Consider the following 12,627-nt stretch of genomic DNA (forward strand, 5'->3'; position numbering starts at 1 on the left):
ACCCTTGACCACCTGTGACCCGCCGCAGCCCACCGGGCGACGGCACCTCGGACACCAAGGAAGACCATGACCGAGAACAAGCCCCTCATCATCCCCGAGCTGGTCGCGCTCGACGCCGACGCCGGCCCGGGCAAGGAAGACGTCATCGAGTTCCTGGCCGCCACCGTGGCCGGCGCCGGCCGGGCCTCCAGCCCCGACGGCCTGGCCGCCGACGCCAAGAAGCGCGAGTCCACCGCTCCCACCGGGATCCCCGGCGGCATCGCCATCCCGCACTGCCGCAGCCCCCACGTCCTGGCCCCCAGCCTCGGCTTCGCCCGCCTGGCCGAGCCGGTCGACTTCGGGGCCGCCGACGGACAGGCCGCCGACCTCATCTTCATGATCGCCGCCCCCGACGGTGCCGACGACTTCCACCTCCAGCTCCTGGCCAAGCTCGCCCGCGGACTCATGCAGACCGAGTTCACCGACGCCCTGCGCCAGGCCGCCGACGCCGAGGAGATCACCCGAATCGTCACCGGGCAGGTCCAGCCCGAGCTTCTCGACGGCGGGGAGGGCGCCGAGGACAGCGAGGCCGGCAAGGCTGGAAGCGCCGCGGACTCAGCCGCAGGGGTTGGTGCCGCGCAGACCAAGGCCGCTGCGGCGTCGGCGGCCCCGGCGGAGGGTGAGACCGTCATCGTAGGGGTCTCCTCGTGCCCCACCGGCATCGCCCACACCTTCATGGCCGCCGAGGCCCTGGAGCAGGCCGGCAAGGACCGCGGCATCACCGTGGCCATTGAGGGCCAGGGCTCGGGCAAGATCGACGCCCTCGACCCCGAGCTCATCAAGCGGGCCAGCGCCGTCATCTTCGCCCACGACCTGCCCGTCAAGGGCCGCGAGCGCTTCGCCGGCAAGCCCGTCATCGACGTCGGCGTCAAGGCCGCCGTCAACGACGCCGGCTCCCTGGTGGACAAGGCCCTGGCCGCCGTCGACGACCCGAGCGCCGCCCGCGTGCCGGCCGGCGGCGAGTCCGCCGAGGAGAGCGAGGAGGGCTCCGAGCACTGGGCCCGGCGCCTGCAGAGGTCCGTCATGACCGGGGTGTCCTACATGATCCCCTTCGTGGCCGCCGGCGGTCTGCTCATTGCGCTGGGCTTCCTCCTGGCCGGGTACGACGTGGCCAACCTCTACGAGAAGATCTCCATCAGCGACTACTCCCTGTGGAACCTGCCCGGCAACGAGTTCGTTCACGAGATCAAGAACTCGGCCGGCGACGTCGTCGGCACCGAGACGATCACCGTCTCCCAGTCCGGGCTGCTGCTGTACATCGGGTGGACGCTGTTCCTGCTGGGGCAGGCGGCCATGAGCTTCCTCGTCCCGGCGCTGGCCGGCTACATCTCCTTCGGGCTGGCCGGCAGGCCCGGGATCGCGCCCGGGTTCGTCATGGGGGTCGTCGCGGTCGAGGTCGGTGCCGGGTTCATCGGCGGCCTGGTCGGCGGCATTCTCGCGGGCTACTTCGCGGCCTGGCTCGCCGGGCTCAGCGTTCCGGCCTGGCTGCGAGGACTCATGCCCGTGGTCATCATCCCGCTGGGCACGACGCTGGTGGTCGGCGCTGTCATGTACCTGGTCCTCGGGCTGCCGCTGGCCGCCCTCATGACCGCGCTGCAGGACGGGCTGACCTCCATGTCCGGGGGCGGGTCGGCCGTGCTGCTCGGCGTCATCCTCGGGCTCATGATGTGCTTCGACCTGGGCGGGCCGGTCAACAAGGCCGCCTACCTGTTCGGCACCGCGGGACTGTCCGCGGCCAGCGCCAGCAACACTGCTCCCTACGAGATCATGGCCACCGTCATGGCCGCCGGCATGGTGCCGCCGCTGGCGATGTCCGCCGCGACCTTCCTGCGCTCGCGGCTGTTCACCAAGGCCGAGGTCGAGAACGGGCGCAGCGCCTGGCTGCTGGGACTGTCCTTCATCTCCGAGGGCGCCATCCCCTTCGCCGCCGCCGACCCGCTGCGCGTCATCCCGGCCACCATGGCCGGCGGCGCGGTCACCGGCGCGATGACCATGGCGATGCACGTCGGCTCGCGCGCACCCCACGGTGGCGTGTTCGTCGCCTTCGCCATCACCCACTTCGGTGGCTTCCTCCTGGCGATCCTGGCCGGGACGGTGGTGAGCACCGCGCTGGTCATCGTCCTCAAGGGACTGGGGCGCAACGCCGACGGCAAGAAGGGCGTTGAGGCGCAGGCCGCGGCTGCCGCCTGATCCGGCAAGCCTCATCACCGCGTCGTGCGGGGTCCCGCCAGGTGTGGGGCCCCGCACGATGTGTGTGGGGACCTCAGGGGCCGGGGTCGTGGGGCTCAGTGTCCTTGTCCTTCGGCGGGGACACTTCACGCGGCCGGGGACACTTCCCTCCCACCGGGGGCATCCCGCGCGTGCGGGGACAGGATTCCTGTCCCCGACGGCGTCGAATGCCCCCGGCCGTACGGAACCGTCCCCGACGGCGTCGAATGCCCCCGGCCGGGACGGCACGCATCCCGCCGCGCAGGATGCCCCCGTCTGCGCGGAACGTTCCTGTGGACTGTGTCGCCCCGGATCGAGGACGTACTTTTCGGTCGAGGACTGCGTTCTCCTACAGAAGGTGACGGCCCGGGCGCAGTCGTTTGGGGGAGAAGTACGTCCTGGGCGCAGAACGCAGTCCTCGATGTTCCAGTACGGCCGTGCGGTGCCGTTGTCGAGACTGGTCAGAGCCGGCCACGACTGCGGCGGTCCGCCTTGCCGATGTGGGGGTGCGCTTACCGACGGGCCGGGCCTGGCGCGAGGCGTCGTCGGGCGGGGCTTGCCTGCCAGTTCCGGGCTGCTCCGGCATAGGCTTCGCGCCATGGCTGCAAGACGACGCATCGACCCCGACGCCGGCGCCCAGGCCCTGCGCCAGTGGGCCCAGGAGCAGGGCACGTCCGACGACGAACCGGCCGGAGCTGGGAGCGGTGCCAGTCCCGGCTCCACCAGCCCCGCTGACCGGGCCGCCCGACGTCGGATGACCGCCACCGCCGTGCGCTACACCCTCGAGGAGCTCGCCGCCTGCGCGCCCGGGCGCTCGGTCGAGGTGCGGGTCCCGCCCTTCGGTGTCACCCAGGCCGTCGCCGGCACCGTCCACCGCCGGGGCACCCCGCCCAGCGTCGTCGAGACCGACGCCGCTACCTGGTTGGCCCTGGCCACCGGCCGACTCACCTGGCAGGACGCCCTGGCCGACGGCGCCCTGCACGCCTCCGGCGAGCGCTGCGACCTGTCCGCCTACCTGCCCCTGGTCCGGCTCCCCGGGTAAACATCAACATTTTCTTCAAAATCGACCCGGAGCCGCGTCGATTCTGAAGTTTTGGTCGATGTGTGGGGCGCGCTGGGGCTGTGCGCGCCCGTCGGTCGCTGCCCCGAGGGCCTGCGCCGGTAGGTTCATCCCATGAGTCGCACGCGCCTGAGTACCTACACCGCCCCTCCCGCCGAGGTCGCCCGGACCTTGGACGCGTTGCGCGCGCACTACGAGGTCCCTACCGCCTTCCCGCCCGAGGCCCTCGCCGAGGCGGAGGCCGCCGCCGGCGCCTGGGCCCAGGATGGTCCCGCCCGTCTCCTGGCCGACGGCGCGCGCGACGCCCGCGACCTGGAGCTGGTCACCATCGACCCGCCCGGCTCCATGGACCTCGATCAGGCGGTGCTCCTGGAGCGCCTGCCCGCACAGGCGGACCATGCTGACCAGACCGGCACGGCTGCTGGGGAGGTTGGGGACGCCCCCGAGCCGTCGGCCGCTTACCGCGTCCACTACGCCATTGCCTCCCTGGCCACCTTCGTCACCCCCGGCGGCGCCCTGGACACCGAGCTGCGCCGCCGCGGCGAGACCATCTACGCCCCCGACGCCGCCACGCCCCTGCACCCGGAGGTCCTCTCCCACGGCGCCGCCTCCCTGCTTCAGGACGCCGAGCGCCCGGCCTGCCTGTGGACCATCGACCTCGACGAGCGCGGCGAGGTCGTCTCCGCCCGCGTCGAGCGGGCCCTCGTGCGCTCGCGGGCACGCCTCACCTACGCCCAGGTCCAGGCCGCCATCGACGGGCAGGGCGCGCTGCCCCAGGAGGCGCCGGCCGACCTGCCCGAGCTCCTGGCCGAGATCGGCCGCCTGCGCCTGGAACGCGAGGCCGCCCGCGGCGGCATCAGCATGACCACGCCCGAGCAAGTCGTCGAGGTGACCGAGGCAGCAGAAGCAACAGAGGCAGCACAGGCAACGGAGCCGGCGTCACCGACCGAGGATGCGGGGGACGCGGACCCCACCGAGAGCGCAGGCCCGGCCGGCTACCGGCTCGCCTACCGCGTGCCCGTGCCCGCCGAGCAGTACAACGCCCAGATCTCCCTGCTCACCGGCATGTGCGCCGCCCGGATCATGGTCGAGTGCGGCGTCGGCATCCTGCGGACCTTGCCGCCGGCGCGCCCCGAGGACTACGCCCGCCTGCGGCGCGTCGCCGCGGCCCTGGGCATCGACTGGCCGGCCGCCCAGCCCTACCCCGAGCTCGTGTGCGGCCTGGACCACGCCATCCCCGCCCACGCCGCATTCCTGGAGCAGGCCATGTCCCTCTTCCGTGGATCGGGCTACCTCGCCTTCGGGGTGGGCGGCGTCGGTGTCCCCGCCGACGACGAGGCCGCCGACTCCGAGGAGGCCGTCCACTCCGCGATCGCCGCCCGCTACGCCCACGTCACCGCGCCGCTGCGCCGACTCGTCGACCGCTACGGCGAGGAGGTCTGCATCGCCGCCTGCGCCCAGGCGCCTGTGCCCGAGTGGGTCCTCCAGGCACTGCCCGACCTACCGGCCGTCATGGAGCAGACCGGCAAGCGCGCCCGCGCCATCGGCCGCGGAGCCCTGACCGCCCTGGAGGCCCTGGTCCTGCGCGGACACGAGGGCGAGGTCTTCGACGGCGTCATCACCTCCGAGCGCGACGGCCGCGGCGAGCTCGTCCTGACCGAGCCCGCCGTCGTCACCGAGATCCGCGCCGGCAAGAAGGCCTCCGACGGCGGCCTCCCGGTGGGTGAGCGCGTGCGGGTCCGCCTCCTGTCCGCCGACCCCGCCTCCGGCATCCGCTTCCAGCTCCTGACGCACCAGCCCTGAGGCGCCCGATGCGTCAGTCCTGCGGGAGAATCTGATCCAGCAGCTCCTGGGCATCGGTTCCGACCAGGTCCAGCACGCCCCGTGAGGCGAGCGAGGCAACGCCGTGGATGGCCGCCCAGGCGGCGGTCGCGGCGGCGTTGGGAGCGTCCGGGTGCTGCTCCGCGAAGCGGGTCTGCCACTGCTGAAGGAGCGGCAGGGACGTGGCCCGAAGCTCCCGTCCGCTGCCGGCCAGCACGTCGTGACGGGTGATGAGGTCGAAGGCGTGGGGGTGCTCGACGGCGTAGGCGACGTAGGCCCTCGCGGTCTCCTTGAGGCTTCCTCCGGCGTCGGCGATGCGCTCGCGGAGCTCTCCGAGGCACGCCTCGGCGATCGCGGCCAGTAGCAGCGCGAGGGTGGGGAAGTGGCGCCTCGGTGCTCCGTGGGAGACGCCGCAGCGCCGAGCCACCTCCCGCACCGTCACCGCGCTGATGCCGTCGTCTTCGAGCAGCTGCCGCCCCGCCTGGATCAGACGGTCCTCCGTTGTCGGGCTCATGGCCCTAGCCTGCCTCTTGTAGACGGTGTCTACAACCTGGTAGACAATTTCTACATGATGGCTTTCGGATACTCTCTCGCCCTGGTCTCGGCCGGGTCCGCCCTGCACGCCCTGTGGAACGTGCTGGTGAAGAGGTCCGGTACCTCGGATGTCGCCTTCGTGTGGGTCTACAGCGCCATCACTGCACCGCTGTGGCTCGTGGTACTGACAGTGGGGGCGATATGGGGAGGTCTGGGGCCGGCCTGGTGGGCGGCCCTCGTCAGCACGGCGCTGCACACGGCCTACGCGGCGGTTCTCCAACGCGCCTACTCGGCGGCGGACCTGTCAGTGGTCTACCCGGTCTCACGCGGACTGGCGCCGGTTCTGGTGACGGCGGTGGTGGCGCCGTGGACAGGGGGCCCGAGTGCCATCCAGACGCTCGCGCTGATGGCGGTCCTCGTCGGCGTCGTCCTCGCCTCGAGGGTCACCTGGCGGAATCTGACCCGGGCCCGAGGCCTCTGGGCGGGCGGCGCCGTCGCGTCCTGCACCGCCGCCTACACCCTGTGGGACGCTTTTGCCGTCGCGGAGCTGCACGTCGCGGTCGTGCCCTACATGGCGCTGTCCAGTCTGGCTCAGTTCGTGCTGCTCACCATCGTGCTGGGCCGGCGTCGTCGCGAGCTGCCCGCTGCTTTGGCTGCAGGCTGGACCCGAGCCCTCCCGATCGCGGTGCTGGTGCCGGCGAGCTACGCGCTGGTGCTTGTCGCCATGCGCTTCGGGCCTCCGTCCGTCGTCGCCACCTCCCGGAGCCTCAACGTCGTCTTCGGTGTCATCGCCGGCGTGTGGCTCCTACGTGAGCCCTTCACCAGGCGATCCATACTGGGCGTCTCGATGATCGTCGTCGGAGTCCTGATGGGCGCCAGCTGATTCCGAAGCCGCCCGCGCTGACCGGCTCCGGCGGACGCAATGGTCAGACGGCGCCCGGGCGTGACAGACTGTGCGTGTGCGCACCGGTGAGAACCCCTCGCAGATCACCTTCGACCATCCCGACGGCGCCCGCCCCACACCGCGGGCCGACTCCTCCGAGCCCCTGGGGCGGACCAGCCGTCCGAGCCCGCCCGACCCGGCGGCCCCTGAGGCCCCCGGGGCTCCTGCGGCTCCCGCAGCGCCCGCCGGCGTCCCCGGCCTGACCGTCCTGCCCGACGACCACTCCGACGAGCTCGAGCCCTCGCCGCGCGAGGAGTGCGGTGTCTTCGGCGTCTGGGCCCCTGGCGAGGAGGTCTCCCGCCTGACCTACTTCGGCCTGTACGCCCTCCAGCACCGCGGCCAGGAGTCGGCCGGCATCGCCACCTCCAACGGCTCCCAGATCCTCGTCTACAAGGACCTCGGCCTGGTCTCCCAGGTCTTCGACGACCAGGCCCTGTCCAACCTCACCGGCCACATCGCCGTCGGCCACGTCCGCTACGCCACCCAGGGCGCCACCACCTGGGAGAACGCCCAGCCGATGCTCGGCCCGGCGGCCGGCTCCACCCTCGCCCTGACCCACAACGGCAACCTCACCAACACCCGCGAGCTCATGGACGCCGTACGCGCCACCTCCGGGGAGGACCTCAGCGGCGAGCTCGGCCGCGGCTCCTCCACCGACACCGCCGTCCTGGCCGCCCTGCTCAACCTCGTCTCCGAGCGCGGCGCCCTGGAGGGCTGGGACTCGGCCGCCGACATCCTCACCTCCGGCATCACCGACGACGCCGAGCTCGAGGCCGCCTACAGCGCACCGGCCCCCCTGAGCGTCCACCAGGCCGCCCGCCGGGTCCTGCCCATGCTGCGCGGCGCCTTCTCCCTGGTCTTCATGGACGAGCGCACCCTCTACGCCGCCCGCGACCCCCACGGGGTGCGCCCCCTGGTGCTCGGGCGCCTGGGCAACGGGTGGGCCGTGGCCTCCGAGACCGCCGCCCTGGACATCGTCGGCGCCACCTTCGTGCGCGAGATCGAGCCCGGCGAGCTCATCGAGATCGACGAGGACGGCGTGCGCTCCTCGCGCTTCGCCACCGCCCGCCGGGCCGGCTGCGTCTTCGAGTACGTCTACCTGGCCCGCCCCGACACCCGCATCGCCGGGCGCAGCGTCATCACCTCACGCAACGAGATGGGAGCGGCTCTGGCCCGCGAGCACCCGGTGGAGGCCGACCTCGTCATCGCCACCCCCGAGTCCGGCACCCCGGCCGCCATCGGCTACGCCCAGGCCTCCGGCATCCCCTACGGGCAGGGCCTGGTGAAGAACGCCTACGTGGGGCGCACCTTCATCCAGCCCACCCAGACCCTGCGCCAGCTCGGCATCCGCCTCAAGCTCAACCCCCTGCGCGAGGTCATCGAAGGCAAGCGACTCGTCGTCGTCGACGACTCCATCGTGCGCGGCAACACCCAGCGGGCCCTGGTGCGGATGCTGCGCGAGGCCGGCGCCGCCGAGGTCCACGTGCGCATCTCCTCCCCGCCGGTCATGTGGCCCTGCTTCTACGGCATCGACTTCGCCACCCGCGCCGAGCTCATCGCCACCGGCATGAGCGTGGAGGAGATCGGTCAATCCATCGGCGCCGACTCCCTGGGCTTCCTGTCCGTCGAGGGCATGGTGGCCGCCAGCGGCCAGAAGGCCGACGACCTGTGCCTGGCCTGCTTCACCGGCGACTACCCGATCCCGCCGCCCGTGCGCAGCCTGACGGGCGCCGCCATCCCGGTGCGCCGTGTCCCCACCGCCTACCGCGGTCGGCGCCGCGATCAGGCCGACGACGCCGGCCGCACCGTGCCGCCGGGCAGCATCACCCGCCCGGACCTGGCCTCCGGCAGTCCCCTGGGGTCGACGACCTAACCAGGGCCCCGGTGCCCGCCGCGCCCCGGCCGGCTGGCCCGGTCCGCCGGAGTCCCCGAGTCCGCCGTCGGCGATGCGTACCGGCCACCCGCTGCGCCTTCACCCCTTCCGCCCGCCACCGCACCTTCGACCCGAGTCCACAAGGAGCCCCCACATGACCCAGCAGCCCGAGCAGTCTGAGCAGCCCGCCCTCGCCATCACCTACGCCGATGCCGGCGTGGACACCGCCGCCGGGGACCGGGCCGTCGCGCTCATGAAGGACGCCGTGGCCTCCACCATGACCCCGGCCGTCGTCGGCGGCGTCGGGGGTTTCGCCGGGCTCGTGGACGTCTCCACCCTGCGCGACTACCGCCGCCCCCTGCTGGCCACCTCCACCGACGGGGTGGGCACCAAGGTCGCCATCGCCCAGGCCCTCGACATCCACGACACCATCGGCCAGGACCTGGTGGGCATGGTCGTCGACGACATCGTCGTGGTCGGCGCCCGCCCCCTGCTCATGACCGACTACATCGCCTGCGGGCACGTCGTCCCCGAGCGGATCGCCGACATCGTGCGCGGCATCGCCCAGGCCTGCGCCGCTATCGGCACCCCGCTGCTGGGCGGGGAGACCGCCGAGCACCCCGGCCTCATGGCCCCCGACGAGTACGACGTCGCCGGGGCCGCCACGGGCGTCGTCGAGGCCGACCGGATGCTCGGGGCTGAGAAGGTGCGCGCCGGCGACGTCCTGGTCGCTTTGGGTGCCTCCGGGCTGCACTCCAACGGCTACTCCCTGGTGCGCCGCGTCATCGAGCACGCCGGCTGGGGCCTGGAGCGCGAGGTGCCCGAGTTCGGCCGCACCCTGGGCCAGGAGCTGCTCGAGCCCACGCGCCTGTACACCCGGGTGTGCCTGGCCATGCTGGAGACCCTCTCCTCGCCGGCCGCCCCGGGGCCGATCCACGCCCTGTCCCACATCACCGGTGGGGGGCTGGCCGCCAACGTTGCCCGGGTCCTGCCGGCTGGGCTCATCGCCGACGTCGACCGCTCCTCCTGGACGGTGCCGCCGGTGTTCTCCACCGTGCGCGAGCTCGGCTCGGTGCCGTGGGAGGACCTCGAGGGCACCCTCAACCTGGGCGTGGGCATGGTCGCCGTTGTTGAGCCTGGTGTGGTCGACGCCGTCCTGCGGGTCGCCGAGGGCTCCGAGATCCCCGCCTGGGTGCTGGGCGAGGTGCACGACGCCGGGAAGTATGAGGCCCAGGGTCGGGTCGTCTCCGGCACGAAGGGCGTCGACGGGGGAGCGGTCGACATCCACGGCACCTACACCGCCTGAGCCACGGCGAACGCCCCGGTGGATACGTCCGCGGGGCGTTCGCGTCGCGAGGTGTCACGGATGGCGACTATTCACACCCCACCGGGCCGGTTCTGGAGAAACGGATCAGGGCAGCACCGCCCTGACCTGGGTCGATGCGACACAGGTGTTTCGGTTCGGGAGTGAAAAGTCGCCGAGAGTGACACGGATGGCCGCCCGACGGCCTCGACGTGCGCGTTCGTAGGCGCGAGGAAGGGCCGGCAGATGCATTCCTCCGGCCCTCACTGGGTGGGGCTACTTGCCGCCCTCGTCCCAGTCATCGTCGTCGACGGCATACTTGGCGGCCAGCTCCTCGTAGTCGATCTCGTCGTCAGGCTCGGATCCCGAGGACGCTGAGACGAGCTCCCGCTCCAGAGCCTTGTAATCAGTCTCCGGGCTGAAGTACTTGAGCTTACGGGCAACCTTGGTTGCCTTGGCCTTCTGACGGCCGCGCCCCATAGGCTCGACCCCCTCCAACGTGTCACGGCGCGCACGTGGGCGCGCTCTTCCTGGTCAAATATGTCGTGGGGCAACCGTACAACGTCAATGGTCGCGAACACCATTCGGACACCGGGGGAGAGTCGTGGTGACGCACACCCCACATGTTGGACATGGGGTCCAAGAGTCCCATAGGGATTGCCCAGAGGGTCTTCGGTAGGCCCTCAGTGGGCCTGCGGATGCTGCCCAATATCGGCCCGACGTTCCTTCAGAAAGGCGGGGATTCTCGAGGTTACGGGGCTGCTGGCTCGGAGAGCCCTGGGAACGGGAAGGGAGGCTGCCTGGTGAGTTGGGGCCGGTACTTCGCCGGGGGCGTACGCGGAGGGCCTGACATGTGCGGGGGTGGCAGCCCTGATGGACGCGTGGGTGCGCGGGTAGCAGCCTTGACGGATGCACGGGTGCGCGTGAGGTGGTCCTGACCGACTGAACCACGAGGACGCACCCTAGGGGCCGAGGACTGCTCCTAGGGGTGCAGTCCACGAGCCCGATGGTGCGTCCTCGGTGTGTCGGGCCTGTTGCTCGGCCCGTTCGAGGGGTGTGCGTCCTCGGCTGGTGGGGAGGTGTCTGGGGTGGGGCTGCGCTCGGTGTCGAGGACGTACTTTGTGGTCGAGGACTGCGTTCTCCTCCAGGTCACTGGGGTCTGAACGCAGTCATCTGGGGGAGAAGTACGTCCCCGGCGGACATCGCAGTTCCCGATGCGGGCCGACTGGCTCCTGGCGCTGGAGTACGGCGGAGCGCCGGTGTGACACGAGGACGCACCATAGGGACTGAGGACTGATCCTAGGGATGCAGCCCGTGAGCCTGATGGTGCGTCCTCGACGGGTGGTTCTGTGTCAGCGGCGGGCGAGGCGGGTCAGGACGATGCCGGCGGTCACCACGCCCCCGGCGACAGCGGCCGCCTTGGCGAGTTTGGAGGACGCCTCGGAGTCGCCCTGCTTGGCGCGCTCCCAGGTCTCCTCCGCCTGCTCGGCCCAGCGTCGGGCCCCCTCGCGCAGTCGGCCGGCGCCGGCCTCCGCCTGCTCACGCAAACGACCGGCCCCGGCCGCGGCCTGCTCTCGCAGGTGGTCGGCCTTGGCGCTCGCCTGCTCACGCAGATGCTCCCCGGCCTCCCTCGCCTGCGTACGCGGGTCGACCCGCGAGGCGAACTCATCGACGCTCGCCGCCAGGGCCTCGCGCTGGGCGCGCAACCGCTCCTCGATCTGCTCGGGGCTCAGCGACCCGGACCCGGCGGCCCCGGCACCCTCAGTGCCGGAGGTGCCGGCCTGCTGTCCGCTGGTCATGCTCGACCCGCCCGGGCGCGGAAGGCCTTGACCGCGGCGACGGTCGCCGTCACGCTCAGGCCCGCCAGGGCGAGACCCGCAACCGTGACGATCCCCAGGGAGGCGGGGTCGCCGTCGCGGGCGTCGTCGAACAAGCGGGAGACGCGCTGGCCGAGGGTCCGCGTGCTGGGATCGTAGGTATCGACCCCACCCTCGGGGTCGGTGCCGCCGCCGGCCAGGGAGACCAGGCGGTTCTTGACCTGCCTGGCCGTGTCCTGGGCCTTGCTGACGGCCTGGCTGCGCAGCTCCTGGACCTTCTCACGGGCCTTGAGCTTGGCGACCTTGGCCAGGTTGTTCGGCGCCAGGCGTGCGGCGAGCTCGTCGACGTCGGCGGCCAGCGTCAGGCGCCGGGCCGCCAGGTCGGACAGGACGTCGTCAGCCGACGGCGCCGCCGGCGCGGTGGGGACGGGCGTGGGTGCGGTGTTGGCGCTCACTGGGCGTTCCCCCTCTGCAGGCCGGAGGTCACGGCCCCCTTGACGGCGTTGACGGACTCCTTCAGCCCCTCCTGCGGCGTCGGCGTGTCGGCCTTGGCGGCCTTGAGGCGCTTGATGCCGATGAGGGCCATCGTCACGGCGATGAGGGTGAGGATCAGCGCGACCACGAGGAAGGCGGCCCACAGCGGCATGACGTGGGACAGCCCGGTCGTCAGGGCCCCCAGCAGCAGCCCGAAGATGAACAGGGCCAGCACCCCGGCGGCGGCGAGCAGCCCGGCCCCCAGCCCCATCTCCTTGGCCATGCGCTGGCCCTTGGCCTTGGCCAGGTCGATCTCGCCGCGCACCAGCGCGGAGATGTTCTCCGAGATGCGGGCGATGAGCTCCCCGAGCGTGGGCTGCGCGCTGCCGGCAGCCCTGCGAGGAGGCGTGGTGGAGGCCGACGGCGTCGCCTGCGACGGCGTGGGAGGTGGCTGGTTGTTGGGCATGAACGAACCTTCTTGTGTGAGGCACGGCGTTGGACGCAGTCAGCTGACTGCGAGGCGGCGGGATCGCGACAGTGGGACGACTCGCCGCC

The 12,627-nt window shown here is 72.1% G+C and carries 11 protein-coding genes; 6 read left to right on the top strand and 5 right to left on the bottom strand.

All coding sequences use genetic code 11. The features are described from left to right. Window positions 1-66: 66 nt before the first annotated feature. The 3 genes from AB7V09_RS03635 (at window position 67) to AB7V09_RS03645 (ending at window position 5,110) form a co-directional block, all read left to right on the top strand. Window positions 67-2,229 carry a PTS fructose transporter subunit IIABC gene (locus tag AB7V09_RS03635; RefSeq protein ID WP_419142950.1) on the top strand — a complete coding sequence of 721 codons (2,163 nt, stop codon included), beginning with the start codon at window positions 67-69 and terminating at the stop codon, window positions 2,227-2,229. A gap of 616 nt (window positions 2,230-2,845) precedes the next feature. Beyond that, window positions 2,846-3,289 carry a sterol carrier family protein gene (locus AB7V09_RS03640; protein WP_419142951.1) on the top strand — a complete coding sequence of 148 codons (444 nt, stop codon included), beginning with the start codon at window positions 2,846-2,848 and terminating at the stop codon, window positions 3,287-3,289. 132 nt (window positions 3,290-3,421) lie between these two features. Next, window positions 3,422-5,110, top strand: coding sequence for an RNB domain-containing ribonuclease (locus tag AB7V09_RS03645; protein WP_419142952.1), 1,689 nt, complete (start codon window positions 3,422-3,424; stop codon window positions 5,108-5,110). A 13-nt stretch (window positions 5,111-5,123) separates the two neighbouring features. Here AB7V09_RS03645 and AB7V09_RS03650 read toward each other — a convergent pair whose 3' ends face one another. Then, window positions 5,124-5,642: a TetR/AcrR family transcriptional regulator gene (locus tag AB7V09_RS03650; protein WP_419142953.1), complete on the bottom strand. Its 519-nt coding sequence runs from the start codon at window positions 5,640-5,642 to the stop codon at window positions 5,124-5,126. Window positions 5,643-5,696: 54 nt separating this feature from the next. Here AB7V09_RS03650 and AB7V09_RS03655 point away from each other — a divergent pair, with 54 nt between their 5' ends. From AB7V09_RS03655 to purM, 3 genes are all read left to right on the top strand, one after another. Continuing rightward, complete coding sequence (locus AB7V09_RS03655; RefSeq protein ID WP_419142954.1) at window positions 5,697-6,545, top strand: EamA family transporter; 849 nt, start codon at window positions 5,697-5,699, stop codon at window positions 6,543-6,545. A gap of 76 nt (window positions 6,546-6,621) precedes the next feature. Continuing rightward, entirely contained in the window at window positions 6,622-8,478 is a 1,857-nt protein-coding gene (gene purF / locus AB7V09_RS03660; protein ID WP_419142955.1) for an amidophosphoribosyltransferase, read from the top strand. Window positions 8,479-8,632: 154 nt separating this feature from the next. Continuing rightward, on the top strand, window positions 8,633-9,784 hold the full coding sequence (gene purM / locus AB7V09_RS03665; RefSeq protein WP_419142956.1) for a phosphoribosylformylglycinamidine cyclo-ligase: 1,152 nt from the start codon (window positions 8,633-8,635) through the stop codon (window positions 9,782-9,784). A gap of 273 nt (window positions 9,785-10,057) precedes the next feature. Here the strand turns inward: purM and AB7V09_RS03670 are convergent, their stop codons facing one another. The 4 genes from AB7V09_RS03670 to AB7V09_RS03685 all read right to left on the bottom strand — a co-directional run bounded on the left by AB7V09_RS03670 (window position 10,058) and on the right by AB7V09_RS03685 (window position 12,538). Then, window positions 10,058-10,261, bottom strand: coding sequence for a DUF3073 domain-containing protein (locus AB7V09_RS03670; protein WP_003781441.1), 204 nt, complete (start codon window positions 10,259-10,261; stop codon window positions 10,058-10,060). Between the two features lie 872 nt (window positions 10,262-11,133). Then, on the bottom strand, window positions 11,134-11,580 hold the full coding sequence (locus AB7V09_RS03675; protein ID WP_419142957.1) for a DUF3618 domain-containing protein: 447 nt from the start codon (window positions 11,578-11,580) through the stop codon (window positions 11,134-11,136). Then, window positions 11,577-12,053 (bottom strand): DUF3618 domain-containing protein, encoded by a 477-nt coding sequence (locus tag AB7V09_RS03680; protein WP_419142958.1) that lies wholly within the window; start codon window positions 12,051-12,053, stop codon window positions 11,577-11,579. The genes AB7V09_RS03675 and AB7V09_RS03680 overlap by 4 nt, the downstream gene beginning before the upstream one ends. Continuing rightward, complete coding sequence (locus AB7V09_RS03685) at window positions 12,050-12,538, bottom strand: phage holin family protein (RefSeq protein WP_010613819.1); 489 nt, start codon at window positions 12,536-12,538, stop codon at window positions 12,050-12,052. The genes AB7V09_RS03680 and AB7V09_RS03685 overlap by 4 nt, the downstream gene beginning before the upstream one ends. Window positions 12,539-12,627 lie beyond the last annotated feature (89 nt).

It is taken from the genome of Actinomyces sp. SKVG-SVH-4(1) (genome assembly GCF_048514265.1).
In the GTDB taxonomy this organism is placed as follows: domain Bacteria; phylum Actinomycetota; class Actinomycetes; order Actinomycetales; family Actinomycetaceae; genus Actinomyces; species Actinomyces oris.

Coding starts and splice junctions, on each gene's coding strand:
- AB7V09_RS03685 (WP_010613819.1), bottom strand. CDS start 12,538: ATGCCCAACAACCAGCCACCTCCCACGCCGTCGCAGGCGACGCCGTCG.
- purM (WP_419142956.1), top strand. CDS start 8,633: ATGACCCAGCAGCCCGAGCAGTCTGAGCAGCCCGCCCTCGCCATCACC.
- AB7V09_RS03670 (WP_003781441.1), bottom strand. CDS start 10,261: ATGGGGCGCGGCCGTCAGAAGGCCAAGGCAACCAAGGTTGCCCGTAAG.
- AB7V09_RS03635 (WP_419142950.1), top strand. CDS start 67: ATGACCGAGAACAAGCCCCTCATCATCCCCGAGCTGGTCGCGCTCGAC.
- AB7V09_RS03655 (WP_419142954.1), top strand. CDS start 5,697: ATGATGGCTTTCGGATACTCTCTCGCCCTGGTCTCGGCCGGGTCCGCC.
- AB7V09_RS03645 (WP_419142952.1), top strand. CDS start 3,422: ATGAGTCGCACGCGCCTGAGTACCTACACCGCCCCTCCCGCCGAGGTC.
- AB7V09_RS03640 (WP_419142951.1), top strand. CDS start 2,846: ATGGCTGCAAGACGACGCATCGACCCCGACGCCGGCGCCCAGGCCCTG.
- AB7V09_RS03675 (WP_419142957.1), bottom strand. CDS start 11,580: ATGACCAGCGGACAGCAGGCCGGCACCTCCGGCACTGAGGGTGCCGGG.
- AB7V09_RS03650 (WP_419142953.1), bottom strand. CDS start 5,642: ATGAGCCCGACAACGGAGGACCGTCTGATCCAGGCGGGGCGGCAGCTG.